General features: G+C 64.5%; 24 protein-coding genes. 7 read left to right on the forward strand and 17 right to left on the reverse strand.

Going from position 1 to position 23,079, the window contains the following annotated elements; genetic code table 11:
• Positions 1-29 precede the first annotated feature (29 nt).
• The 3 genes from ptsP to NKH17_RS05370 form a co-directional block, all read right to left on the reverse strand.
• Complete coding sequence (gene ptsP / locus NKH17_RS05360; protein ID WP_292661374.1) at positions 30-2,300, reverse strand: phosphoenolpyruvate--protein phosphotransferase; 2,271 nt, start codon at positions 2,298-2,300, stop codon at positions 30-32.
• A 180-nt stretch (positions 2,301-2,480) separates the two neighbouring features.
• Positions 2,481-3,734: an aspartate kinase gene (locus tag NKH17_RS05365; RefSeq protein WP_254816709.1), complete on the reverse strand. Its 1,254-nt coding sequence runs from the start codon at positions 3,732-3,734 to the stop codon at positions 2,481-2,483.
• 199 nt (positions 3,735-3,933) lie between these two features.
• Positions 3,934-4,503 (reverse strand): putative glycolipid-binding domain-containing protein, encoded by a 570-nt coding sequence (locus NKH17_RS05370; RefSeq protein WP_352806679.1) that lies wholly within the window; start codon positions 4,501-4,503, stop codon positions 3,934-3,936.
• A 214-nt stretch (positions 4,504-4,717) separates the two neighbouring features.
• On the opposite strand from NKH17_RS05370, the gene ubiG reads away from it, so the two are divergent.
• Positions 4,718-5,467, forward strand: a complete 750-nt coding sequence (gene ubiG / locus NKH17_RS05375) for a bifunctional 2-polyprenyl-6-hydroxyphenol methylase/3-demethylubiquinol 3-O-methyltransferase UbiG (RefSeq protein ID WP_254816707.1) — start codon at positions 4,718-4,720, stop codon at positions 5,465-5,467.
• An 18-nt stretch (positions 5,468-5,485) separates the two neighbouring features.
• On the opposite strand, the gene NKH17_RS05380 is transcribed toward ubiG, so the two are convergent.
• Positions 5,486-6,376, reverse strand: a complete 891-nt coding sequence (locus tag NKH17_RS05380; protein WP_352737569.1) for a DMT family transporter — start codon at positions 6,374-6,376, stop codon at positions 5,486-5,488.
• A 101-nt stretch (positions 6,377-6,477) separates the two neighbouring features.
• Between NKH17_RS05380 and NKH17_RS05385 the strand changes: the two genes are divergently transcribed.
• On the forward strand, positions 6,478-6,963 hold the full coding sequence (locus NKH17_RS05385) for a MarR family winged helix-turn-helix transcriptional regulator (protein ID WP_352897593.1): 486 nt from the start codon (positions 6,478-6,480) through the stop codon (positions 6,961-6,963).
• 40 nt (positions 6,964-7,003) lie between these two features.
• On the opposite strand, the gene NKH17_RS05390 is transcribed toward NKH17_RS05385, so the two are convergent.
• Together NKH17_RS05390 and NKH17_RS05395 are read right to left on the reverse strand one after the other, a co-directional pair.
• Complete coding sequence (locus tag NKH17_RS05390; RefSeq protein ID WP_352702566.1) at positions 7,004-7,657, reverse strand: Vgb family protein; 654 nt, start codon at positions 7,655-7,657, stop codon at positions 7,004-7,006.
• Positions 7,658-7,666: 9 nt separating this feature from the next.
• Positions 7,667-8,887 carry a helix-turn-helix domain-containing protein gene (locus NKH17_RS05395; protein WP_352970296.1) on the reverse strand — a complete coding sequence of 407 codons (1,221 nt, stop codon included), beginning with the start codon at positions 8,885-8,887 and terminating at the stop codon, positions 7,667-7,669.
• A gap of 180 nt (positions 8,888-9,067) precedes the next feature.
• Here NKH17_RS05395 and NKH17_RS05400 point away from each other — a divergent pair, with 180 nt between their 5' ends.
• Complete coding sequence (locus tag NKH17_RS05400) at positions 9,068-9,868, forward strand: SDR family NAD(P)-dependent oxidoreductase (protein ID WP_352899295.1); 801 nt, start codon at positions 9,068-9,070, stop codon at positions 9,866-9,868.
• A 141-nt stretch (positions 9,869-10,009) separates the two neighbouring features.
• Here the strand turns inward: NKH17_RS05400 and NKH17_RS05405 are convergent, their stop codons facing one another.
• Genes NKH17_RS05405 through NKH17_RS05420 form a run of 4 tightly spaced genes read right to left on the reverse strand, consistent with a single transcriptional unit; the run spans position 10,010 to position 12,434 of the window.
• Entirely contained in the window at positions 10,010-10,435 is a 426-nt protein-coding gene (locus NKH17_RS05405; RefSeq protein ID WP_254816701.1) for a DUF1178 family protein, read from the reverse strand.
• Positions 10,432-11,316 (reverse strand): carbon-nitrogen hydrolase family protein, encoded by an 885-nt coding sequence (locus NKH17_RS05410; RefSeq protein WP_352899298.1) that lies wholly within the window; start codon positions 11,314-11,316, stop codon positions 10,432-10,434. The genes NKH17_RS05405 and NKH17_RS05410 overlap by 4 nt, the downstream gene beginning before the upstream one ends.
• Positions 11,317-11,326: 10 nt before the next feature.
• Entirely contained in the window at positions 11,327-11,596 is a 270-nt protein-coding gene (grxC, locus tag NKH17_RS05415) for a glutaredoxin 3 (protein WP_254816699.1), read from the reverse strand.
• Positions 11,597-11,633: 37 nt separating this feature from the next.
• Positions 11,634-12,434, reverse strand: a complete 801-nt coding sequence (locus tag NKH17_RS05420; protein ID WP_254816698.1) for a ComF family protein — start codon at positions 12,432-12,434, stop codon at positions 11,634-11,636.
• A gap of 54 nt (positions 12,435-12,488) precedes the next feature.
• On the opposite strand from NKH17_RS05420, the gene NKH17_RS05425 reads away from it, so the two are divergent.
• Positions 12,489-13,361: a methyltransferase domain-containing protein gene (locus NKH17_RS05425; protein ID WP_352899301.1), complete on the forward strand. Its 873-nt coding sequence runs from the start codon at positions 12,489-12,491 to the stop codon at positions 13,359-13,361.
• 48 nt (positions 13,362-13,409) lie between these two features.
• On the opposite strand, the gene NKH17_RS05430 is transcribed toward NKH17_RS05425, so the two are convergent.
• The 5 genes from NKH17_RS05430 to argJ all read right to left on the reverse strand — a co-directional run bounded on the left by NKH17_RS05430 (position 13,410) and on the right by argJ (position 16,588).
• Positions 13,410-13,589, reverse strand: a complete 180-nt coding sequence (locus NKH17_RS05430) for a Flp family type IVb pilin (RefSeq protein ID WP_352505142.1) — start codon at positions 13,587-13,589, stop codon at positions 13,410-13,412.
• 126 nt (positions 13,590-13,715) lie between these two features.
• Positions 13,716-14,021 carry a hypothetical protein gene (locus NKH17_RS05435; RefSeq protein ID WP_352505141.1) on the reverse strand — a complete coding sequence of 102 codons (306 nt, stop codon included), beginning with the start codon at positions 14,019-14,021 and terminating at the stop codon, positions 13,716-13,718.
• Positions 14,022-14,148: 127 nt separating this feature from the next.
• Complete coding sequence (locus tag NKH17_RS05440; protein WP_254816694.1) at positions 14,149-14,571, reverse strand: (deoxy)nucleoside triphosphate pyrophosphohydrolase; 423 nt, start codon at positions 14,569-14,571, stop codon at positions 14,149-14,151.
• A complete protein-coding gene (locus tag NKH17_RS05445; RefSeq protein WP_352649341.1) occupies positions 14,568-15,347 on the reverse strand; it encodes a GNAT family N-acetyltransferase in 780 nt (259 codons plus the stop codon). The genes NKH17_RS05440 and NKH17_RS05445 overlap by 4 nt, the downstream gene beginning before the upstream one ends.
• Positions 15,347-16,588, reverse strand: a complete 1,242-nt coding sequence (argJ, locus tag NKH17_RS05450; protein WP_352899304.1) for a bifunctional glutamate N-acetyltransferase/amino-acid acetyltransferase ArgJ — start codon at positions 16,586-16,588, stop codon at positions 15,347-15,349. Before argJ ends, NKH17_RS05445 begins: the two co-directional genes overlap by 1 nt.
• A 180-nt stretch (positions 16,589-16,768) precedes the next feature.
• Between argJ and NKH17_RS05455 the strand changes: the two genes are divergently transcribed.
• Positions 16,769-17,995 (forward strand): caspase family protein, encoded by a 1,227-nt coding sequence (locus tag NKH17_RS05455; RefSeq protein ID WP_352899307.1) that lies wholly within the window; start codon positions 16,769-16,771, stop codon positions 17,993-17,995.
• 3 nt (positions 17,996-17,998) lie between these two features.
• Here NKH17_RS05455 and NKH17_RS05460 read toward each other — a convergent pair whose 3' ends face one another.
• Entirely contained in the window at positions 17,999-18,235 is a 237-nt protein-coding gene (locus NKH17_RS05460) for a putative antibiotic biosynthesis monooxygenase (protein ID WP_352505137.1), read from the reverse strand.
• A gap of 110 nt (positions 18,236-18,345) precedes the next feature.
• On the opposite strand from NKH17_RS05460, the gene NKH17_RS05465 reads away from it, so the two are divergent.
• Complete coding sequence (locus NKH17_RS05465; protein WP_352899440.1) at positions 18,346-19,002, forward strand: TetR/AcrR family transcriptional regulator; 657 nt, start codon at positions 18,346-18,348, stop codon at positions 19,000-19,002.
• A 43-nt stretch (positions 19,003-19,045) separates the two neighbouring features.
• Here NKH17_RS05465 and NKH17_RS05470 read toward each other — a convergent pair whose 3' ends face one another.
• On the reverse strand, positions 19,046-19,963 hold the full coding sequence (locus NKH17_RS05470) for a peptidylprolyl isomerase (RefSeq protein WP_352476303.1): 918 nt from the start codon (positions 19,961-19,963) through the stop codon (positions 19,046-19,048).
• 252 nt (positions 19,964-20,215) lie between these two features.
• Here NKH17_RS05470 and secA point away from each other — a divergent pair, with 252 nt between their 5' ends.
• Positions 20,216-22,948: a preprotein translocase subunit SecA gene (secA, locus tag NKH17_RS05475; protein WP_352899309.1), complete on the forward strand. Its 2,733-nt coding sequence runs from the start codon at positions 20,216-20,218 to the stop codon at positions 22,946-22,948.
• The last annotated feature ends 131 nt before the right edge of the window (positions 22,949-23,079 follow it).

Genomic DNA, 23,079 nt, shown 5'->3' on the forward strand with positions numbered 1-23,079 from the left:
CGACATTTGCAGGCCGCCCTCACGTGAATCTACAGCGGTATGGAGCGGTCGTCGGCAAACGCCTGCAGCAGCGCCCGCATCGGCAGGCCATGCGCCGGCGCCATCAGATTGTCGTCGAAGAACGCTTCCAGCTCGCTGAGCGGCAGTTCAGTCAGCATCGCCTTGACCGGGCCGATCGATGCCGGCGACATCGAGATCGAGCGGTAGCCAAGGCCGATCAGCGCCATCGCCGAAATCGGCTTGCCGGCAAGTTCGCCGCACAGGGTCACCGGCGTATGGTTGCGCGCCCCGGCGTCGGCAATCTGCTTCAGGACGCGCAGGAACGGCGTCGAGAGCGGGTCGAAGCGGTCGGACAACTGGGTGTTGCCGCGATCCACCGCCATGACGAACTGGAACAGGTCGTTCGAGCCGACCGAGACAAAATCGACCGCCTTCATCAGTTCGTCGAGCTGGAACAGCAGCGACGGCACCTCCAGCATGGCCCCGAGTTTGAGGCTGGTCGGCAAATGATGGGCAAAGCGCGACAGATGCCGCACCTCGCGATCGATGATCTCGCGCGCCTGCGCAATCTCGCCGAGTTCGGTCACCATCGGCAGCATCAGCTTCAGTTCGCGTCCGCCGCACGCCTTGAGCAGCGCGCGGATCTGGGTACGCAGCAATCCGGGCCGGTCGAGCGTCAGGCGGATGGCGCGCCAGCCGAGCGCCGGGTTCTCTTCCTGGATCGAGCCCTTGAAATAGGGCAGCACCTTGTCGCCGCCGATATCGATGGTGCGGAACGTCACCGGCTTGCCGCGCGCCGCTTCGAGCACGTCACGATAAAGCCGCTCCTGGGCTTCGGCGCGCGGAAAAGTCGAGGCGACCATGAATTGCAGCTCGGTGCGGAACAGACCGATTCCGGCCGCACCTGCTTCGGCCAGTTGCGGCAAATCCACCGCCAGTCCGGCATTCATCAGAAGATCGACCTGGACACCGTCCTTGGTCACCGACGGCTTCTTGCGCAGCTCGCGGTAGACCTCCTGCCGCCGCGCCCTGAAGCGCACTTTCTCGGCATAGGCCGCCTCGAGGTCGGGCTGCGGGCGCAGATGGATCGCGCCTTCCTCGCCGTCGACGATGATGGCATCGCCGTTTTCCGCCATGGAAACCGCGCCCTTCATCTGGCCGGCGACGGGTATGCCCATGGCTCGCGCCACAATGACGACATGGCTGGTCGCGGCGCCGTCTTCCAGCACCAGCCCGCGCAGCTTGTCCCTGGGATAATCGAGCAGCTCGGCAGCCCCCATCGAGCGGGCGACGATGATGGCGTCCTTGGGCAGCGAGGCCGCGACGTCCTCCGGTCCGCGCCCCATCAGTTGCCGCAGCAGCCGATTGGCGAGATCGTCGAAATCGCTCATCCGTTCGCGCAGATACGGATCGGTCATGTGCAGCATGCGGGCACGCATGTCGCTCTGCACCTTTTCGACCGCCGCTTCGGCCGTCAGGCCGTTGCGGATCGCCTCCTCGAGCCGGCGCACCCAGCCGCGGTCGTTGGCGAACATGCGATAGGCTTCGAGCACCTGGCGATGCTCGCCCTCGAAGGCGACGTCGCGGCGCTCCAGCATGTCGTCGATGGACAGCCTGAGCGAGCCGAGGGACGCGTCGAGCCGCCTGACCTCTTCCTCGCTGTCCTCGTTGAACAGGTTGGTGACGACGATACGCGGCTCGTGCAGCACCACATGGCCGAGCCCGACGCCTTCATTGAAGGACAGGCCGGTAAAGCTTACCGGGCGACGCAGATCGAGCTCGAGGCCGGGCCTTGTCAGCCGCTCCAGATCGCCGGTGGCGATCATCTCGGCGATCACCATCGCCGTCGTTTCCAGCGCCTCGACCTCGTCGTCGCGATAATGGCGCATGGTCTTGTTCTGCACGACCAGGACGCCGAGCGTCCGCCCTGCCCGCAGCACCGGCACGCCGAGGAAGGAATTGTATATCTCTTCCCCTGTCTCCGGCAGGTAGGCGAAGGCAGGATGCTCCTGCGCGTTGGAGAGGTTGAGCGGCCGCGCCGAGGCCGCGATCGTGCCGACCAGGCCTTGGCCCAGCCTGAGCTGCGCCAGGTGGACGGCGTTCGGGTTCAGGCCTTCGGTGGCGTAGAGTTCGAGCACCGAATCGGCGCGCAGAACATAGAGCGAGCAGACCTCGGCAACCATGTTGGAGGCGATGTCGCGCACGATTCGGTCAAGCCGCTCCTGCGGCTCCAGCGGCTCTTGCATGAGCTCGCGGAGCCGTTTCAGCAAAACGCGCGGGCCACTGGCCGAATCACGCATCGCGGCTTCTTCTCCAATAGCGTTTCAACCGGTGCAGGTTGCCCTGCACAGCGGCACAAACGCAACAACTCAATTAGAGCGCCATCGTCCAATTGGACGCATAAAGACCGCTCCAAGCCTTTCGATCCGCCGCATCCGCCTTCCGAAAATCGACTCCGATTTTCGGGCCGATGCAGTCTGCTACTGCTTATCCAGACCGTACACGGAATGCAAAGTGCGAACTGCTAGTTCCGTATAGGGACCGTCGATCAGGATCGAAATCTTGATTTCGGACGTCGTGATGGCGCGGATGTTGATCGCGCGGTCGGCCAGCGCCTTGAAGGCGGTGGCGGCGACGCCTGCATGGCTGCGCATGCCGATGCCGATGACCGAGACCTTCGACATGCCGGCTTCCGACTGCACCACGTCGTAGCCGATCGTCGCCTTCAGCCGTTCGAGCACGGCAAGCGCCTTGTCGACGTCGCCGGATGGCACGGTGAAGGTCATGTCGGTGAACTTGCCGTCCTCGGAAATGTTCTGGACGATCATATCGACATTGATGTTGGCCTCGGCCAGCGGCCCGAAAATGCCGGCGGCGACGCCCGGCCGGTCGCCGACGCGGCGCAGCGAAATCTGCGCTTCGTCCTTGGCATAGGCAATTCCGGTGACGACCTGCTGTTCCACGATCTCTTCCTCGTCGCAAATAAGCGTTCCCGGCGGATTGAGCAAATCCCCCATTCCGGGTGCATCGGGATCGTCGAAGGACGACCGCACAAAGGTACGCACCCTGTGCACCATGGCAAGCTCGACCGAGCGCACCTGCAGGACCTTGGCCCCGAGCGACGCCATTTCGAGCATTTCCTCGAAGGAAATCTTGGCCAGCCGCCGGGCCTTCGGCTCGATGCGCGGATCGGTCGTGTAGACCCCATCGACATCGGTGTAGATATCGCAGCGGTCGGCCTTGACCGCCGCCGCGATGGCGACTGCGCTGGTATCGGAACCGCCGCGGCCGAGCGTTGCGATCCGGTTGTCCGGCCCGATGCCCTGGAAACCGGCGACCACCGCCACCTGGCCTTCGCCGAAGCGCTTGATCAGGAACGCACCATCGATATCGAGAATGCGCGCCGCGCCATGCGCGTTATCGGTCTTGATCGGAATCTGCCAGCCTTGCCAGGAACGGGCATGCACGCCGATGTTCTGCAGCGCGATCGCCAGCAAGCCGGCCGTAACCTGTTCGCCGGAAGCGACTACGGCGTCATATTCGCGCGCATCGTGCATTGGCGAGGCCTCGCGCGTCCATTGCACGAGCTCGTTGGTCTTGCCGGCCATCGCCGAGACCACCACAGCGACTTCATGCCCGGCATCGACCTCGCGTTTGACATGGCGCGCCACATTGCGGATGCGGGCGATGTCGGCGACGGACGTTCCGCCGAATTTCATCACGATGCGCGCCATGGAAGCGAAATGCCTTTGACTGGATGCCGGACCGAAGGCCGAAAAGTGGAAAAATGCGCCACGCTGTAGCGAGGCGCTCAATGCGCGGCCTCCTTAGCCAAATGACAGTCGTTTCGCAAGGCGTGCCGCCGCTGCCGGCCGGGCGACACACCAGCGCAGCATCGTGCCTGCCCTGCGTCTTGCCAATATGATGCGCGCTTCAGCCCAGCTGTGCCGTGGCTCTCCACAGGCGCGGATAGTCGAGGACGAAGCCTACCGGCGAGACCTCCAGCATCTCGTTGTAGCCGAACATCGGGGCGGCATAGGCGTAATGTGCCGCATCGACGCGCTGATAGGTCTGTTCCAGGCGCACGAGCCTGAGTTCGGGAAATGTCAGATAGGCTGCCGGCGCGGGCGTCGCCATACCGACATCGAGGGCAAAACGGCGAAGCGCCAAAAGGTTTGTGGCGGGCGTGAAGCCGAGATCGACATCGATGAGACCGTCGACTTCCGCTTGATGCTCGCCGTTCAGCGTCCATTGGCGCTCGGTCAGCCGATCGATCCCATAATGCAGCTGTTGCGTGCCGACAAAGCCGTCGGCGCGCGCCGAGCGTGTACGCCAATCGGCGTCGCAGTCCACTTCGTACGCGATGCTGCACGGCTTGCCGTCCTGGACGAAAAGCGCGTGTCCCCTTAGGTTCCACCCGGAACTCGCTTCCGACAGAAGGCAAGCGTCGTGGCCTTCCTGGTCAAGCCGGCGCCAAAGAATGGAAGCAACCGCTCGCATCATTGCGCACTCCTACAAACCCGATGTCTCTGCTTCGTCCGCCAGAGCTTAGGCGTTTCCTTCCGGCACACCATCAACTGACACGTGCTGACACAAATGCAGCGGGCAAAAGGCGGCGCCGGCAGGCATCGCGCGCATCGCGCAGCCGGCGGTGAATTTCGCGCCTTGACATTCGCAGCCTCGCGCCCGACTTCCTAGCGTCCGAGGAGACCACGCCATGCCTGAGCCCCGACGATCGACGATCGATGCCGGAGAGGTGGAACGCTTTTCCGCCCTTGCCGCCGAATGGTGGAACCCGAACGGCAAGTTCCGCCCGTTGCACAAGTTCAACCCGATCCGGCTTGCCTATATCCGCGACCAGGTGGCGGCCCGCTTCGGCCGCGATCCGCGTGCGGCACGGCCGTTCGAAGGCCTGCGCTTCCTTGATATCGGCTGCGGTGGCGGGCTTTTGTGCGAGCCGATGGCGCGGCTTGGCGCCGAAGTGGTCGGCGCCGATGCCTCCGCCACCAACATCGAAGTGGCCAAGCTGCATGCTGCGGAAGTCGGCGTGAGCGTTGATTACCGCGCCACCACCGCGGAAGACCTGGCCGATGCCGGCGAAAAATTCGACGTCATCCTCAACATGGAAGTGGTCGAGCATGTCGCCGATGTCGATCTGTTCCTGGCCAAATGCGGAGAGATGGTCAAGCCCGGCGGCATCATGTTCGTCGCCACCATCAACCGCACGCTGAAGGCCCTGGGCCTGGCCATCATCGGCGCCGAATATGTGCTGCGTTGGCTGCCACGCGGCACCCACCAGTTCGGCAAGCTGGTGCGCCCCGAGGAACTGGAAAAGGCGCTTGCAGGTGCTGGCCTGACCGTCATCGACCGCACCGGCGTCACCTACAACCCGCTCGCCGACCGCTGGCAGCGCTCGAAGGACATGGACGTCAACTACATGGTGCTGGCGGAGAAGGCATCCGTCTGAACTTACGCCTCCTCGCCCCTAGGTCTTCTGGCTTTGCGCCTTGGTGGTGATGAACACGCCGGCGGTGATGATGACGGCACCGGCCCAGGTCAGCAGTTGATAGCGCTCGCCGAGGAAGAGGGTCCCGGCAAACAGCCCGACCGCCGCCGCGACGTAGCCGATCTGGCTGAGATAGACCGGGCCGCCGACCGCTTGCAGGCGGAAGAAGAAGGCGAACATCGCCGAGGCTGATGCCACCTGTGCCGCAGCGACCAGCGGCACGCCGCCGAGCGAGCCGAATGCATTGCCTTCCAGCAGCACCAGAATGCCGGCAAGCAGCATCAAGGCTGCTGCCAGATGGCTGCCGACGGCGAGCTCGATCGGGCCGGTGCCTTCGGGCCAGTCGACGGTACGGTAAATGTTGCCGGCGGCGAGGCTGACGGGGATGAGCAGGCCCATCGCAACCCAGAAAAATTCGGCCGGCTGGCCCGCTTCGCCGCGCGTCACCGCCACCATGACTGCGCCCACGAAACCGACGGCGATGCCGACGACGCCCAGCGTGGTCGGGCGCCTGACGCCGAGCAGCATCGAGAACACCAGCGTGACGACCGGCGACAGCGTGAACATGATGCCGCTATAGCCGGCGCCCAGATGCGGAATCGCTGAAAACATCAGCAGATTGGGGATTGCGTAGGAGACGGCCGCGGTCACGAAGAAATAGCGCAGCCTGTGCAGCGTAAGCCGCATGCGCTGCCCGTTGAGCAGCAATGCGCACAAAAGCACGCCGCCGGCGCCAAGCGAGATGACGAAGGCCCAGACCATGGCGGGCACGCCGGCCGTCGTCGCGATCTTGCCGAACGGCAGCGTCAGGCCGAGCAGTCCGCCGGTGACGACCAGAAGGCCAAGCGCCGAGTCCCAGAGAAATTTCATCGCACCATCCCGTCGCCCGTTCGCGGCCCTTGGCCTACACCACAAGCTGAGGTAAGATAGTATAAAGATTCTTCACGTCAAGATACATAACGGTGAGAGACATGGATCGCGCGGCAAAAGCGATCGAGCAATGGAAAAAGGAACGGCCGGATCTCGATGTCTCGCCGATGGCCGTGCTTGGACGGTTGAACGAGGCCGCCTCGCTGATCGCACGAGAGCGGCTGGCGCCGCTGTTTGCAAGTTACGGGCTGCAATCCGGAGAATTCGACGTGCTGGCGACGCTGCGTCGTTCCGGGCCGCCATATGCGCTGACGCCGACGGCTCTGTACGAGGCGACGATGGTGACGTCGGGCGCGATGACCAACCGCCTCGATCGGCTCGAGAAATCCGGCCTGATCAAGCGCGGGCCGCACCCCGACGATCGCCGCGGGATTATTGTGCAGCTGACCGGGAAGGGCCTCGCTCTGATCGATGAGGCGGTGACCGCTCACGTCGCCAACGAGCACCAGATACTTTCTGGGTTAGCACGCCCGGAGCAGACCATGCTGGCACGCCTGCTCGAAAAACTGATCGCGAGCCTGAACTAACCGAACCGGCCAAGGGCCGGGCCGAGGGGATGGAAAAAGCTCAGATCTTGGTCGCAGAGCCTCGTTTGGGCCGGCGAACAGCTCTGATCTTGCCGCTGTTTCCGCCACCGCAGAAAAACTGGTCGCCGCCATCGGATTCGAGCCCCGACACGCCTGTTCCCGGCGGCATATCGAGCTTCTCCAGAACCTTTCCCGTTTCAGGATCGATCCGCCGGACATCGCTCTCCTCGCCCTCCCAAGTCCCATGCCACAGCTCGCCGTCGACCCAGCTGACGCCGGTGACGACGCGGTTGGAAACGATGGTGCGAAGGATTGCCCCTGTCTCGGGATCGACCTGATGAATCTTTCGGCCCCGATGCTGCCCGACCCAGAGCGTTCCTTCGGCCCAGGCGAGCCCGGAATCACCGCCATTGCCAGGCGCCGGGATCGACGCCAGCACCTGGCCATTCTTTGGATCGATCTTCTGGATGCGATCCTCGGCGATTTGATAGAGGTGCTGGCCGTCGAAGGCCGTTCCGGCGTGTGCCGCGACCTCGATCGAGCGCACCACTTTGCCGCTTGCCGGATCGAAGGCGTTCAATCTGTCGCCTGAGGCAAACCAGACATGCTCACCGTCGAAGGTAACGCCGTCTACGTGGTCGACACCCGGAAAGGGTCCGTATTCACGGATGATTTCGGCAGAGGATCGTTCCATAATTCCATCCTAGTAGCCCGGCAGTGGACCGGGGAGTAACAAGATTGTCGGGAAACCCGGCAGCGGCGGGGTCATCCAGCGACGCGCCCGTCCGCGGCCGAACGACTGCACCTTGCCGGCTTGGGCGAGCTGCTCGAGCGCCCGCTGCACGGTACGCGAACTGGCTCCAAGCGCAATCGCCAGGGCCGAACTCGACCAAGACTCGCCGTCAGCGAGGAAGGCGAGCACGGCGGCATGCTCTTCTTCGACGGGCGGCGCCAGCACGACGACCTCACCTGCGCGGCGCGGCGCCAGCGCAAACCCCCGCTTCGTCGCGCTCACATCGGCCAAGCTACGAAGCTCCGCGCGAAGCCGCCCGACTTCGACCCGTAACCGTGCGCGATGTGATTCGTCCGCGTCCTTTCCGCGGAAAGCGAGCGCGATAAGCGTCGATCTTGCCACGTCCCCCGGCCAGGCTTCGGCCAGCGCACGGGCCAGCGCGAACAGCACCGGGCGGGTCGCCAGCGAGACGACCGTATCTGCTACCCGCACGACATTGCGGCATGCATCCACCACGAGCGCCCCCGACGCCAGAAGCGCTTCGACTTCATCGAGCAGGAGGGGCCGTTCCTCACCACGGGCGATAAGGCGTGCCGCCGGCGTATCCAGCACCACCGACGCGCTCTCCACCTCCGCGATCAGCGCGGGAATGCCCGCCGCGCGCGCCCCACCCGCCGCCAGGCCGAGTGCGGCGCGCGCAGGACCGGTCCGCAAGCGGCGGATGGCGATGCCGGCGACAGCCAGCTCGTGGGCGGCCCGCGATGCCGGCGGCAGCGGCGAGGGATCGAAGCCGTCCAGCCTGCGCTCGGCTTCGTCGAGATGGCCGATCAGCAGCAAGCGCCGGACTTCGAGGTTGCGCGCATGTGCGGCATTGACGCGGTCGCCATGCCTTTCAAGCGTCGCCCGCGCGGCGTCGAGTGTCTTGGCCGCCCAGGCGAGGTCGCGCGAGACGAGCGCGATCTCGGCCTCGGCGACTATACACCTCGCGCGGGCCACGGCCTCCCTCGGACTGAATGCGTGTGCCGCCCTTTTTAGAAGAACCTTCGCCCGAACCAGATCGCCAAGCTGCGCCATTGCGATACCGCGCAACGCCAGTGCCGGCGCATCGTCGCGCAGCGCAACCCGCTTCAAGGCGCCGAGCGGATCGCCCGCCGCAAGCGCATGCGCCGCGGCTGTAATCAGCGAGTCCATCGGAATCCCGTCACACTTGTCACTCCCATGGCTTCGACATCCGGCGCTAAGTCCATCTCACCAACCAGTCGTATCGACAACGGCGACTGTAGCCAACCTGAGTTGCGGCGCGCCAACCTTGAGTCGCGGCTAGATTGTGCACTGGGCTCGAACGCAACGATAAGCACTAGGAGAGACGCAGTGAAGATCGAAGGTACAGCCATCCTGGTGACTGGCGCCAATCGGGGCATCGGTCGGGCACTGGTCGAGGAAGCCCTGAGCAGAGGCGTAAAGCGCGTCTATGCCGCAACCCGCCAATCCATGGCCCACCCGGACCGGCGTGTGACGTCCCTGACCATGGATGTGACCAACGTTGCGCAGATCCGGGAGGCCGTCGAGAAGATCGATGCTCTCGATATCCTCATCAACAACGCCGGCGTATCGCCCTTCGATGACCTCAGCGACCGTCGTGTGCTCGAACAACAGCTCGCCGTAAACCTCTTCGGATCGTATGACGTTACCCAGGCTCTGCTGCCGTTGCTGGCCCGGTCGCGGGGAGCCATCGTCAACATTCTGTCGCTGGCCTCGATTGCCGCCCTGCCGTTCAGTCCGGCTTATTCGATCTCGAAGGCGGCCTCATTCTCCCTGTCGCAGTCGTTGCGCACCCTTTTGGCCGGACGGGGTGTCAGCGTCCACAGGGTCCTTCCCGGCCCCGTGGACACGGACATGACCCGAGGCCTGGACATAGCGAAGGCCTCTCCGGAGTCTGTTGCGTGGGCAATCCTGGACGGCGTGGAGAATGGCGAGGAGGAGATCTTCCCCGATCCCATGTCGGAATCCGTGGCGGAGGGCTGGCGCAGCAGCGCGGTCAAGGCGCTTGAACGCCAGTTTGCAGCCTATGCGGAAGCAAGCCCGGCAAGTGAAGCAAGCCCGTCAGGCAGTGGGCATGAAGGAAAGAGCGAAACGATTACCCGCGAGGCCCATCCGTGCTGCTCGGCCTGAAACGAACGCTTGTGGAAGAGAGCGGCAGCATCGCCGCCCTCGACGCAGCCGGTCGCCTGTCGCCGACGACGGCGCCGACCTTCACGATCATGGCTCTGCCTGGCGAAGAATGCCTCGCTATGTCTGGAGCAAGTTGACCGATCAGTTGCGGTCGTCGGGGAAACTTGGAATAGGCAAGAATTCGACGCCATCCTCGGCCAGGCTCTTGGCCTCCTCCAGCGTCGCCTCGCCATAAATGCCGCGCGGATCGCTTTCGCCGAAATGGATCTTGCGCGCTTCCTCGGCAAATTTATCGCCAACATAATCGGCGTTCTCGCGCACCTTCTCGGCAAGCGCCTTGAGCTGCGCCAGCGCCTGCTTTTGTGCCTCGCCCATGGCCAGCGCGATCTTCTCCTGGCTGCGCCCGGTCGAGACGGCAGGCGCCATCAGCGCCTTCTCGACCTTGTGCGAGCCGCAGGCCGGGCAATCGATGAAACCGCGCCTCTTCTGTGTGTCGAAATCGTCGTTGCTGCGGAACCAGGCCTCGAATTCGTGCTCGTGTTCGCAGATCAGGGAAAAGCGGATCAAGAGGCGGCACCCCTGAGCGGCATTGCCTCCGCCGAACCGGCGTTTACGGCAAAATCGCGTGCGTTTTTGAGATTCGGTATCTTCTTGCGCGCGGCGACTGACTGCGCCGGGTCGATCTCGGCGACGATCACCGCCGGCTCGTCATGGGCAGCCTCTGCGACGATGCGGCCCCAGGGATCGACGATCAGCGAATGGCCATAGGTTTCGCGGCCGTCCTCGTGCACGCCGCCTTGCGCCGCGGCAACCACATAGGCGCCGTTCTCGATGGCGCGCGCCCTGAGCAGCACATGCCAATGCGCTTCGCCGGTCTGGCGGGTGAAGGCGGCGGGCACCGAAAGCAGATTGGCGCCGGCCAGCGCCTCGGCACGGAACAGCTGCGGAAAGCGTAGATCGTAGCAGACGGCAAAGCCGATCTTCACGCCATTGATTTCGGCGACGACGGCCTCGGTGCCAGGCTCATAGGCGGCGGATTCGCGCCAGCTCTCGCCATTGTCGAGATCGACATCGAACATGTGGATCTTGTCGTAGTTGGCAATCGTGGCACCGTCCGGCCCGAACAGAAGGGCGCGGTTGGCAAGCTTGCCGTCGGCGCGCAGAATGGCGGTCGAGCCGATATGCAGGAAGATGCCGAGCTCCTTGGCCAGCCTCCGCGACGTCGAGACGACGATGTCCTTGTCTTCGGAGGTGAAGGAAGCGGCCCGCGCTTGGCTGTCGCGGATCAGCGCGCCGGTCATTTCCGGCGTCTGGACATAGGACGCGCCAAGACCTGCCGCCTCGCGGACCAGCCGTTCCAGATCGACCGCATTGCGCTCCGGGCTGGTTCCCGAACGCATCTGGATCGCCGCTGCCTTGAAAGCACCCCCAGTCTTGAAAGCACCCATCGTCATGTCCTTACCTGGTCGAGCCGTTGGCGAGCAATCCGTCCAGCCGTCCTTCCGCCTCCAATTCGTGGAGATCGTCAGAGCCGCCGACATGCGTGTCGCCGATGAATATCTGCGGAAAGGTGGAACGGCCATGGGCCCGGGAAATCATTTCCTGGCGCAGTTCCGGCGAGAAGGAGGCGTCGTGCTCGGTATAGGCGACGCCCTTCCTGTCGAGCAGCCGCTTGGCCGCGGTGCAATAACCGCACATCATCCGCGTGTAGATCGTCACATCGACCATCGGTCAGCAATCCTGCCTCGTTCTGCTGTCATATAGGCTATATAGGCGCCGATTCGTCGGCCCGAAAGTCCCCCGGCAGCACGCGCGCGAAGGTCAGTACGTCGACCGCGCCGGCACCGCCCTTCGTCAATGCCCTGGCAACCGCGCGGACGGTGGCGCCGGTGGTGTAGACATCATCGATCAACAGCACCCGGCGGCCGGCGATTTCGATCTCCGCCTCATCCGGCACTTTGAATGCGGCGCGAACATTTTCCTCGCGTTCCCGCCGCTCCAGCCCGACTTGCTGGCGCGTGAGTTTGACGCGCTTGATGGCTGATGGCGCGAAAGGCCGCTCCCCGAGCTGCGCCACCGCCCGCGCCAGTTCCGCGGACTGGTTGAACTGCCGTCGGAAGAAACGCCGCCAGTGCAGCGGCACCGGCACGACCACGTCGGCCTCGGCGATGAGCTCGGCACCGGCGCGAAGCATCCAGCGCGCCATCCACGGCGCCAGATCGGTGCGGTCCTGGTATTTCAGCCCTTGCACCATCTGGCGGGCAACGCCGGAATAGGCGACCGCCGCCCGCGCGCGCTCGAACGGCGGCGGGTCGGCTATCGCCTCCGCCGACAGGAAACCCTCACCCATACTGTGGGTGAACGGCGTGCCCATCACCGGGCACCATGGCCGTTCCAGCAGCCTGAGTTTCGGCCAGCAGGCGCCGCACAACACGCCGGGCTGCGAGACATGGCGGCGGCAGCCGGCGCAGACCGGCGGGAACAAGAGGCGCGCCGGCCAGCCCAATGCCTTGCGGGCAATGCTCTTGATCGCAATACGCTTGATCTCTGGCATGGGATCGGCCACGTGGTTGGTCCTCCGCATCACTATATCAGAGAGCGAAGCACAAGGACCTGCCCATTGCAGCCTGTAATCGACACCTCGCTCTGGCTGGCGCGCAAGCGCCGGGCACTGACCCGTCCCATCGCCGGCACGGATTTCCTCATGCGGCGGGCGGCCGAGGATCTGGCCGACCGGCTCGGCGCCGTCGAACGCAGGTTCGGCAAGGCGGCCTCATTGTTTTGCCAGACGCCGGCAGCAGCAGAGGTGCTCGCCGAAAGCGGCAAGGTGACGGAAAACGTGCGCGTCGAGGCCGACGCCGCTTTCCTGGCTGGCCAGCCAGGAGTAGTAGCGCCGTTGGAAACCGTGCCATTCGAACCGGAAAGCCTCGACCTCGCAGTCTCGCTGCTGTCGCTGCAGGCGATGAACGACATTCCCGGCATGCTGGTGCAGATCCGCCGGGCGCTGAAGCCGGACGGGCTTTTCCTCGGTGCCTTCGCCGGCACAGGTACGCTTTCCGAGCTGCGCGAAAGCCTGCTTGCCGCCGAGACCGAGCTCTATGGCGGCGCCAGCCCGCGTGTGATCCCGTTCACCGACGTCCGCGACGCCGGCGCGCTGCTGCAGCGCGCCGGCCTGGCACTGCCGGTTGCCGACGTCGAGACGATCACGGTGCGCTACGATTCGCTATTTGGCCTGGTCGCCGACCTGCGCGCCATGGGTGAGACCAGCGCGCTTGTCGACCGCAGCAGGCGGCCGGGCACGCGAGCGCTGTTCGCGCGCGCCGCCGAAATCTATGCGGAGCGGTTTTCGGATGCCGATGGCCGCGTCAGGGCGAGTTTCTCGGTGGTCTGGATGTCAGGCTGGGCGCCCGATGCCTCTCAGCAAAAGCCGCTGAAGCCGGGCTCCGCAAAAATATCGCTGAAGACAATCCTGGAAAACCCCGGCGGCCCCTGAGCGTATCCTTGCGCAAAAGCTAAGCGTATCCCACCAAAGCCAAGCGGGTCACTGCGCAAAAGCGTTGGCAAGCCTGCTGCTGTTGTCGCTGAACAGCCACTGAATCGCATCGGCAGCCCGGCCGACACCAGCGACAATGGCAAGCGACAGCACGGCAACGATCAAACCATATTCGATAGCCGTCGCACCCCTCTCGTCTTCTAAAAATCGTTGCAGCAAGATTTTCATGGGCGCCCATCCCTCTTGCCCGAACCTAGCGCCGACCCGTTAAGAAAGGTTAACGCGACAGGCTTAACGCGCGGTGAACCAGCCGCATTCCAGGAAACAGCCGAATCCTAGATATCTGTTGAGGAGTCAGCAGTCGCCGCTGCTTCTGCCATCGGCCCGTATAACGCAGACCGAACTGGGCAGCGGCTGCAGCACGCTCTTGCGTAGCGTATAGCTATCGCGCTGGCCGATCGAGCCGGTGCTCATCGTATCAAGCCCGTCGCGGGCAAACTGCGAGCGGGTCCGGCTGTCGAGGTAGGGCGTCGCGATCAAGGCCAGAGCCACCGCGGCCGAGCCGAACAAAAGGGCGATGCGCAATATTCCCATGCCGGCATTGGCGGCACCAGGAAGGCGGTCGGGCCAAGGCGAGTCCCAGTCCTTGTCGAGGCTCATGCAAAATCGCTCCCCAGCGGTGGAATCGGCGTAACCGCCTAGCGTCAATTTTTCACGGCTAGATAAATCTTTCATTAACGCCTGCTGCCAGCGCGTTGCGGCGCTGCCCGCTTACGGAGGTCGGCCGTTAGAGCAGATCGATGAGGAACTGGATCAGGGGGGCATCGGCCGGCGGCATTGGAAAATCGCGCATCTGGCGCGGCCGCACCCATTTCAGCACCTGGCCTTCCTTCGGCCGGGCAATGCCGCGGAATCGACGGCAGACGAACAGCGGCATCAGCAGGTGAAAATCGTCGTAGGAATGGCTGGCGAAGGTGAGCGGCGCCAGGCAAGGAATATCGGTCTCGATGCCGATCTCCTCGTACAATTCGCGGATCAGGCATTGTTCCGGCGTCTCGCCGGGCTCGACCTTGCCGCCCGGAAACTCCCACAGGCCGGCGAGTTGCTTGCCTTCGGGCCGCTGCGCCAAGAGGACGCGCCCGTCGGCATCGACCAGCGCGCAGGCGGCGACCAGGAGCAGGCGTTTGCCGACCGTATCCAAGCCGCTCATGCGCCTTGTGGCCGGCGATAGTGATAGCGATAGACTTCGTCGAATCCGAGCGAGCGATAAAGCGCCAGCGCCGGCGCGTTGTCCGCCTCGACCTGCAGCCAGGCTTCCCGCGCCCCGCGCAGCCGCGCCCATTTCAATGCCGAACGGATGAGGTGGCGGCCATGGCCCTGATTGCGCACCGACCTGTCGGTGGCGATCTCGAACAGGCCGGCAAGGTCGCCGTCATGCACGCAGATCAACGTTGCCAGCGGTTCGCTGCCGGCCTCCAGCGCAAACAGCCCGGCCTCCGGCTGGATGGCGCCGATGATCTCCGACAGGCCCGGCCGCAGCGACACATCAGAACCGCTCACCTTGAGCGCCGCGCCGATGAAACGGCTGATGTCCCTCAACGGAATCTGGTCCATGGCATCGTCGAGCGCGGCGTCGGCCAGCGGCAGCCGCATGACCAGCGACTCCGCGAACGTGCTCCAGCCTTCGCTGTCGAGGTACTTTGAAAGATCAGGCCCCGACAGCGGTGAGATGCGAAAGGTCAGCGGCCTGCCATAAGCGTCGAAGCGGCGGCTGGCGCGACCGATGCGCTCGGCAATGTGCTGGATGTCGCCCGGATCGAGCGGATTGACCGAGTTCAGCCGCTTGGCCGGGTGGCCGGCCGTCAGCCGCACCACCCAGGTACCGTCATAATGGACGGCGGCCGCCGGCCAGGCGCGAAAGCCGGCCGCCTCATAGCGGCGCACGATCGCCAACACGCTTGCCGGATGTCTGGAAGCCAACGCCATCAGCTCCGATAATCGCCGTTTATGGCGACATATTCCTTGGTGAGATCGCAGGTCCACACCGTCGCCTTGCCGCGGCCGATGCCGATATCGGCGCGGATGCGGATCTCGTCGCGCTTCATATACGCCGAAGTCGCGTCCTCGGAATAGGCGGCGTCGCGCTCGCCCTGATAGGCTAGGCGGTTGTCGCCGAACCAGATCGACAGAAGGTCGCGGTCGGCCGGTTCGCCGGCCTTGCCGACGGCCATGACGACGCGGCCCCAATTGGCGTCCTCGCCGGCGACTGCCGTCTTGACCAGCGGCGAATTGGCGATCGACAGCGCGATGCGCTTGGCCGAGCGGGCCGATTTGGCCCCGGTGACGGTGACCTCGACCTGCTTGCGGGCGCCCTCGCCGTCGCGCACCACCTGCAGCGCCAGCGATTTCAGCACCTTGCCGAGGGCACGGCGGAAGGCGCCGAGGCGCGCATCCTTGGGGTCGGAAATTGCCGGCGCGCCGCGCCTGGCGGCAGCACCCGTGGCGAACATCAGCAGCGTGTCGCTGGTCGAGGTGTCACTGTCGACGGTTACCGCGTTGAAGGTCTTGGCCGTGCCGCGCGACAAGAGATCCTGCAGCACGGGTGCTGCGATCGGCGCGTCGGTGGCGACGAAGGAAAGCATCGTCGCCATATCGGGCGCGATCATGCCGGCGCCCTTGGCGATACCGTTGATGGTGACGTCGGCATCGCCGAGCTTGACCGTCACGGTCGCCAGTTTGGGATAGGTGTCGGTGGTCATGATCGCCTTGGCGGCTTCGGTCCACAATTCCGGCTTGCCGTCCTTGACCAGCCCGGCCAGCAGATGGCTGAACTTGCCGGCGTCGAGCGGTTCGCCGATCACGCCGGTCGAGGCCAGGAACACCTCGCCCGCTGTGCAGCCGGCCGCCTTCGCCGCCACCTCGCCCGTGAGTGCCGTCGAGGCGCGGCCCTTCTGACCGGTAAAGGCATTGGCATTGCCGGAATTGACCACCAGCACGCGTGCCTTGCCAGCCACGAGATTCTGCCGGCAGAAATCGACCGGCGCCGACGGGCATTTCGACCTGGTGAACACGCCGCCGACGGTGGTGCCGGCGTCGAACACCATGGCCAGCAAGTCGGTGCGGTTCTTGTATTTTATGCCGGCCTCGGCGGTGGCGATGCGCACGCCCTCGATCACCGGCATCTTGGGATATTTCTTCGGCGCGAGCGGCGAAACCTGTGCGGACATGGAAGACCCCGGGCGGGAAAAATCGCGAAAGGAACGCCGGTTTGCCCGATAGCGCGCGCCGGCGCAAGGCGTTTTCACAGCCGTTATGGCTACCGGAAGCCTGACACCGGCTCATGCCGCAAGCAGGCTGTTGCAAATTTGTTGGTGTCGCTGCGACCGATAGCGCTATGATCCTGCCCCATGGGCAGGCTTGTGGTCTTGGCATTGGCGTTTCTGGGCTTTCTGCTGCTGCGCGCCGATGCACAGACGGCGCGGCGCGTGGCGCTTGTGGTCGGCAACGGCAGCTACGCCGAAGCCGGCACGCTGGCCAATCCCGTCAACGATGCGCTCGACATCGCCGACAAGCTGCGCGCCATCGGTTTCGAGGTGATCGAAGGCAACGATCTCGGCAAGCGCGAGCTCGAGCGCAAGATCGGCGAATTCTCAGATGCGCTGCAAGGTGCCGGTGCCGGGCTGTTCTACTATGCCGGCCACGGCCTGCAGGTCGACGGGCGCAACTTCATCGTGCCGGTCGACGCCCGGCTGGACATGCCGGTCAAGCTGCAGCTCGAGGCGGTGCCGATCGACGAGGTTCTCGACATCATGGAGCAGCAGACCAAGGTCAGCCTGGTCTTCCTCGATGCCTGCCGCAACAACCCGTTTGCCCGAAGTCTCAGCCGCCGCGCCACGACGCGCTCGGCGACGGCTCTCGCCGGCCTTGCCCAGTTCGAGTCGACACGCGGCTCCTTCATCGCCTTCTCGACGGCGCCCGGCGCCGTCGCAATGGACGGGACGGGGCGCAACTCGCCCTTTGCCGCGGCGCTTTTGCGGCACATGGCGGAGCCCGGACAGAGCATCAACGATATGATGATCGCGGTGCGCCGCGACGTCGTTTCCGCAACGCGCGAGGCGCAGCGTCCCTGGGAGCAGGGGTCGCTGCTCGAGCGTTTCGAATTCGTTCCGGGCGGAGACACTGCCCAGCAACCGAAACCGGCCGTCAGCCCGGCTCCCGCGTCGCAGGTGGCTGCGCTCGAACGCTCCGTCGGCGACAAGAGCGCCATCGAGCAGTTTCTACGCGAAAACTATCTGGCGCCTGATGCCAGGAGAATGCGCGAAACCGTCAAGCGGCTTTACGGTTCGTCGGCCACCATCTACGGCACGCGTTACGACAGCGAGGCCATCGTCAAGGTCAAGACCGACTGGTTCGCGCAATGGGCGTCGTGGTCGTTCGGTCTCGAGCCCGGCAGCCTCGAGGTGACGCCGCACGGCAAGGATCGTGCCGACGTGGTTTTCGCCATGAGCTACGACTATGTGCCGAAAGACAAATCGGCGCAGCGCCTGACCGGCAAGGCGCGGGTGATGCTGGAACTCGTGCTGGCCGACGGCGAATGGCGCGTTGCGTCGGAAACGTCGCAAGCGCTGGAATGACCGTCACCGGACGGTCGGGTTGAGGAAGCCACGAAACATCCGCTGCACGCCCGGAATCAGTCCCCAAATCATGATCGAGACCATCAGCGGCGCGATGACCAGTGTACGCTGCCAGATCTGCCATTCCTGCGTCAGCGGAAAAACCACGTACAGAATGGCAGTGATCAGCGGATAGACGCCGAGCAGCACCAGCAGGGCGAAGCGCAGGCGCGAAAAACATGTGGCGACGGTCGAAGTCATTGCTGTCTTCCTTATCGTAACGGAACGTTCCGTTACGTATGAAACGGATCGTTTCGTTTCGTCAAGAGTTGTATATGATGGCTGCTGAAATCGCGGGCAAGGACAAAGAAATGGGCGAAATCACCGATCCCGGGCGCAAGTCGGCCGGCGCACGGCGCAGCCCCGAAAGCGCCGATGCCATTCTCGATGCCGCCGAGGCGGTGCTGGTCGAGGCCGGCTATTCCGGCTTCTCGATCGAGGCGGTGGCGCGCCGCGCGCGTGCCGGAAAACCGACGATCTATCGCTGGTGGCCAAGCAAGGCCGCCTTGCTGCTCGACGTTTACCAGCGGCAAAAGCGCGTCGACAATCCCGATACCGGGAGCCTTGCGGAGGATCTCGTCGGCTTCCTGAAGAGCTTGTTCGCGCACTGGCGCGACACATCGTCGGGCAGCGTGTTCAGATCGCTGATCGCCGAGGCGCAGTCGGACGAAAAAGCCGCCGCCGCCCTTGCCGAATACGCGAGAGGGCGTCGTATCCACACCGGCCAGATGGTCGAACGCGCCAAGGCAAGGGGAGAGGTGGCAGCCGATGTCGATGCCACTGTCGTCGCCGACCTGGTCGCGTCGTTTGCCTGGGCGCACCTTCTGACAGACCGCCTGGACGAGGACGAGGCGATCTTACGCAGGGCGGTCGGCTATATCTTGAAGGGCATCGTCGCTGAGGATGCCGGCGACGCCACGGCGGTCCGGCGGCGGCGTCGACGCATCCTCGCTCGCCCTACCAAATAGAAGCGACAGGGCGGCAGCGCGCCCTGTCGTAGCCCAATCTGGCTTATTTGGCGCTTTCCAACGCGTCGACCGTCTTCTTCAGGTTCGCATCGGGGATGTCGACCTTGGCGTTGGCACGCAGCGACTTGACCAGCGCGAAATACTTGTCGCGGATGACCGCCTGGCGCGCCTGGTCCTTGACCTGGTCGAACGCCGGCGGCTGCTTGGTGCGCTTGTCCTCAACCTTGATGACATGCCAGCCGAACTGCGACTGCACCGGCTGCTCGGTGTATTTGCCGACCGCCAGCGCAAACGCCGCCTTGTCGAACTCCGGCACCATCTGGCCAGGTCCGAACCAGCCGAGATCGCCGCCGCTGGTCTTGCCGCTCGGATCGCTGGTGTGCTCGTTGGCGAGTTTCTGGAAGTCGGCGCCGCCGTCGAGCTGCTTGATGATGGCGTCGGCCTCTTCCTTCGTCTTCACGAGGATGTGACGGGCGTGCACCTCGTTGGTGGGCGGCGTGTTGGCGATTTCCTGGTCGTAGCGGGCGCGGACCTCGGCATCGGTAACCTTGTCGATGACGCCCTTCTCGACCATTTCGCCATGCAGCGCGCGCTGCTGCAGGAAGGCCATGCGGCGCTGGAAGTCGGGATCCTTGTCGAGGCCGGTGGTCACCGCCTGAGCCGCCATGACGCGGATTTCGATCGCCGCCGACAGTGCCGCGGCGCGGCGCTGCTCGGGCGGAAGCTGCGCGAACTGCTGCGACAGCTCGCCCTCGGCAAGCCCAAGGTCTGCCTCGGTCAGCGTCTGGCCATTGATGGTGGCGACCACAGCGTTCGGATCGACCGGCTTGGCCGCCGGGGCGGGTGCTGCCGGCTGGGCAGGGGCGGCTTCCTGTGCCATCAGCGGCGACAGCGAGAGGGCCGAGAGGCCGAAAGCCAGACCAAGGCTGGCGAGCGACGCACGGCGGAACAACAAGGACATTACGATTATCTCCAAAGCGGGGTAGCTAGAGCGGAATGGCTTCCAGACCAGCAGGATTGTGGCGGAATTTGGCGCGGTCGACAGGGCGAGCGCGGCGTTGACATCGAATGAGCCCCCTCTTATCTGTCCAACGACTTTGCGTCCAGAACCGTTTTCCGGGCGCTTTTTGCGTTTGTCCGCGTTCACGTGGATTTGATGGGGCCAGCCGGCGCCTGTCGCAACGACTTGGAATGCTATCGAAAGGGCCATTGGATGGTCAGTCTCGGCGGTCTCGCCCGTAAGGTTTTCGGCTCCTCCAACGATCGTCGGGTCAAATCGACCCGGCCCCGCGTCGAGGCGATCAATGCCATGGAAAACGAGATGCGGGCGCTCTCCGACGCCGAGCTTCAGGCCCGCACCGACAAATTCCGCCAGGACATCGCCAACGGCGCCAGCCTCGACGACCTACTGGTGCCGGCCTTCGCTACCGTCCGCGAGGCCGCCCGTCGCGTGCTCGGCATGCGCCCGTTCGACGTTCAGCTGATCGGCGGCATGGTGCTGCACAATGGCGGTATTGCCGAGATGCGGACCGGTGAAGGCAAGACGCTGGTGGCGACGCTGCCGGTCTATCTCAACGCGCTCGCCGGCAATGGCGTCCATGTCGTCACCGTCAACGACTATCTGGCCACGCGCGACTCCGAATGGATGGGCCGCGTCTACAAATTCCTCGGCCTTAAGGTCGGCGTCATAGTCCATGGCCTGTCCGACGAGGAGCGCCGGGTCGCCTACGCCGCCGACGTCACCTACGCCACAAACAACGAGCTCGGCTTCGACTATCTGCGCGACAACATGAAGTACGAGCGCGCCCAGATGGTGCAGCGCGGCCATAGCTACGCCATTGTCGACGAGGTCGATTCCATCCTGGTCGACGAAGCCCGCACGCCGCTGATCATTTCCGGTCCGCTCGAGGACCGTTCGGAAATGTACAACACCATCGATACCTTCATCGTCCAGCTGCAGCCGCAGGACTACGAGATCGACGAGAAGCAGAAGACCTCGATCTTCACCGAGGAAGGCACCGAGAAGCTGGAGAACATGCTGCGCGATGCCGGCCTGCTCAAGGGCGAGTCGCTCTATGACGTCGAGAACGTCGCCATCGTCCACCACGTCAACAACGCGCTGAAGGCGCACCGGCTGTTCCAGAAGGACAAGGACTATATTGTCCGCAACGGCGAGATCGTCATCATCGACGAGTTCACCGGCCGCATGATGCCCGGCCGCCGCTATTCGGAGGGCCTCCACCAGGCACTCGAAGCCAAGGAGCATGTGGCGATCCAGCCGGAGAACCAGACGCTCGCCTCGGTCACCTTCCAGAACTATTTCCGCCTCTACAAGAAGCTCGCCGGCATGACCGGCACGGCGCTGACCGAGGCCGAGGAATTCGCCAACATCTACAATCTCGACGTCACCGAGATCCCGACCAACCTGCCGGTCATCCGCATTGACGAGGACGACGAGGTCTACCGGACGGTCGAGGAGAAATACAAGGCGATCGTCAAGGAAATCAAGGAAGCCCGCGCCAAGGGCCAGCCGACCCTGGTCGGCACGACTTCCATCGAGAAATCCGAGCAGTTGGCCGAGCGCCTGCGCAGGGAAGGTTTCAAGGATTTCGAGGTGCTGAACGCCCGCCATCACGAGCGCGAGGCGGCGATCGTCGCCCAGGCCGGCAAACCCGGCGCCATCACCATTGCCACCAACATGGCCGGCCGCGGCACCGACATCCAGCTCGGCGGCAATGCCGACATGCGCATCGCCGACGAGCTTGGCGACATGCCGGCCGGCCCCGAGCGCGAGGCCAAGGAAAAGGAAATCCGCGACGACATCGCCCGGCTGAAGGAAAAGGCGCTCGCCGCCGGCGGCCTCTATGTGCTGGCCACCGAACGCCATGAATCGCGCCGCATCGACAACCAGTTGCGCGGCCGCTCAGGCCGTCAGGGCGATCCCGGGCGGTCAAAGTTCTTCCTGTCGCTGCAGGACGATTTGATGCGCATCTTCGGTTCCGAGCGCATGGACGGCATGCTGCAGAAGCTCGGCCTCAAGGAAGACGAGGCGATCATCCATCCCTGGATCAACAAGGCGCTGGAAAAGGCGCAGAAGAAGGTCGAGGCGCGCAACTTCGACATCCGCAAGAACCTGTTGAAATATGACGACGTCTCCAACGACCAGCGCAAGGTGGTGTTCGAGCAGCGCCTCGAATTGATGGACGGCGAAGGCCTGTCCGAGACCATCACCGAGATGCGCGAAGGCGTCATCGAGGAGATCGTCGCCAAGAACATTCCCGAAAACGCCTATGCCGAGCAGTGGAACGTCGCCGGGCTCAAGGCCGAGATCGCCGAATTCCTCAACCTCGACCTGCCGGTAGAAGACTGGGTCAAGGAAGAAGGCATTGCCGAAGACGACATCCGCGAGCGCATCAGCCAGGCCGCCGACGCCGCCGCCAAGGAGCGCGCCGAGCGCTTCGGCCCCGACGTTATGACGTATGTCGAGCGCTCCGTGGTGCTGCAGACGCTCGACCATCTGTGGCGCGAGCACATCGTCAATCTCGACCATCTGCGCTCGGTCGTCGGCTTCCGCGGCTATGCGCAGCGCGATCCGCTGCAGGAGTACAAGAGCGAGGCGTTCGAGCTGTTCCAGGCGATGCTGGGCAATCTGCGCCAGGCGGTAACGGCGCAGCTGATGCGCGTCGAGCTGGTCCGCCAGGCGGCGGAAGCGCCGCCGCCAGAGGCGCCCGACATGTTCGGCAGCCATATCGACGGCTCGACCGGCGAGGACGATTTCGAAGGCGGCGACACGGCCGTCCTGGTCCGCCAGGAGACCAACGCCATCGTCGCCCCCGAAAACCGCGACCCGAAGAACCCGGCGACCTGGGGCAAGATCGGCCGCAACGAAGCCTGCCCCTGCGGGTCAGGGAAAAAGTACAAGCATTGCCACGGGGCGTTTGCGTAAGGCATTGCTTTGCTTCGCCCCGTTCGCGGGGAGAAGGTGCCCAAAGGGCGGATGAGGGGCAGCGGAGGCGTTGGCAATTAGCCAATCTCCGCACCTGAACGGGAGATGGCCGGCAGGCCAGAGGGGGCGCT

This window comes from Mesorhizobium sp. M1334, from assembly GCF_040317995.1.
Classification (GTDB): domain Bacteria; phylum Pseudomonadota; class Alphaproteobacteria; order Rhizobiales; family Rhizobiaceae; genus Mesorhizobium.

Bases quoted from the DNA above. Each gene is read 5' to 3' on its own strand.
- NKH17_RS05385 (WP_352897593.1), top strand. From the start codon at position 6,478: ATGGATCGCGCGGCAAAAGCGATCGAGCAATGGAAAAAGGAACGGCCG.
- NKH17_RS05370 (WP_352806679.1), bottom strand. From the start codon at position 4,503: ATGATGCGAGCGGTTGCTTCCATTCTTTGGCGCCGGCTTGACCAGGAA.
- NKH17_RS05460 (WP_352505137.1), bottom strand. From the start codon at position 18,235: ATGACTTCGACCGTCGCCACATGTTTTTCGCGCCTGCGCTTCGCCCTG.
- NKH17_RS05465 (WP_352899440.1), top strand. From the start codon at position 18,346: ATGGGCGAAATCACCGATCCCGGGCGCAAGTCGGCCGGCGCACGGCGC.
- NKH17_RS05395 (WP_352970296.1), bottom strand. From the start codon at position 8,887: ATGGACTCGCTGATTACAGCCGCGGCGCATGCGCTTGCGGCGGGCGAT.
- ubiG (WP_254816707.1), top strand. From the start codon at position 4,718: ATGCCTGAGCCCCGACGATCGACGATCGATGCCGGAGAGGTGGAACGC.
- argJ (WP_352899304.1), bottom strand. From the start codon at position 16,588: ATGTCCGCACAGGTTTCGCCGCTCGCGCCGAAGAAATATCCCAAGATG.
- NKH17_RS05470 (WP_352476303.1), bottom strand. From the start codon at position 19,963: ATGTCCTTGTTGTTCCGCCGTGCGTCGCTCGCCAGCCTTGGTCTGGCT.
- NKH17_RS05455 (WP_352899307.1), top strand. From the start codon at position 16,769: ATGGGCAGGCTTGTGGTCTTGGCATTGGCGTTTCTGGGCTTTCTGCTG.
- NKH17_RS05440 (WP_254816694.1), bottom strand. From the start codon at position 14,571: ATGAGCGGCTTGGATACGGTCGGCAAACGCCTGCTCCTGGTCGCCGCC.
- NKH17_RS05390 (WP_352702566.1), bottom strand. From the start codon at position 7,657: ATGGAACGATCCTCTGCCGAAATCATCCGTGAATACGGACCCTTTCCG.
- NKH17_RS05445 (WP_352649341.1), bottom strand. From the start codon at position 15,347: ATGGCGTTGGCTTCCAGACATCCGGCAAGCGTGTTGGCGATCGTGCGC.
- ptsP (WP_292661374.1), bottom strand. From the start codon at position 2,300: ATGCGTGATTCGGCCAGTGGCCCGCGCGTTTTGCTGAAACGGCTCCGC.
- NKH17_RS05380 (WP_352737569.1), bottom strand. From the start codon at position 6,376: ATGAAATTTCTCTGGGACTCGGCGCTTGGCCTTCTGGTCGTCACCGGC.
- NKH17_RS05410 (WP_352899298.1), bottom strand. From the start codon at position 11,316: ATGGGTGCTTTCAAGACTGGGGGTGCTTTCAAGGCAGCGGCGATCCAG.
- NKH17_RS05435 (WP_352505141.1), bottom strand. From the start codon at position 14,021: ATGAGCCTCGACAAGGACTGGGACTCGCCTTGGCCCGACCGCCTTCCT.
- NKH17_RS05430 (WP_352505142.1), bottom strand. From the start codon at position 13,589: ATGAAAATCTTGCTGCAACGATTTTTAGAAGACGAGAGGGGTGCGACG.
- grxC (WP_254816699.1), bottom strand. From the start codon at position 11,596: ATGGTCGATGTGACGATCTACACGCGGATGATGTGCGGTTATTGCACC.
- NKH17_RS05365 (WP_254816709.1), bottom strand. From the start codon at position 3,734: ATGGCGCGCATCGTGATGAAATTCGGCGGAACGTCCGTCGCCGACATC.
- secA (WP_352899309.1), top strand. From the start codon at position 20,216: ATGGTCAGTCTCGGCGGTCTCGCCCGTAAGGTTTTCGGCTCCTCCAAC.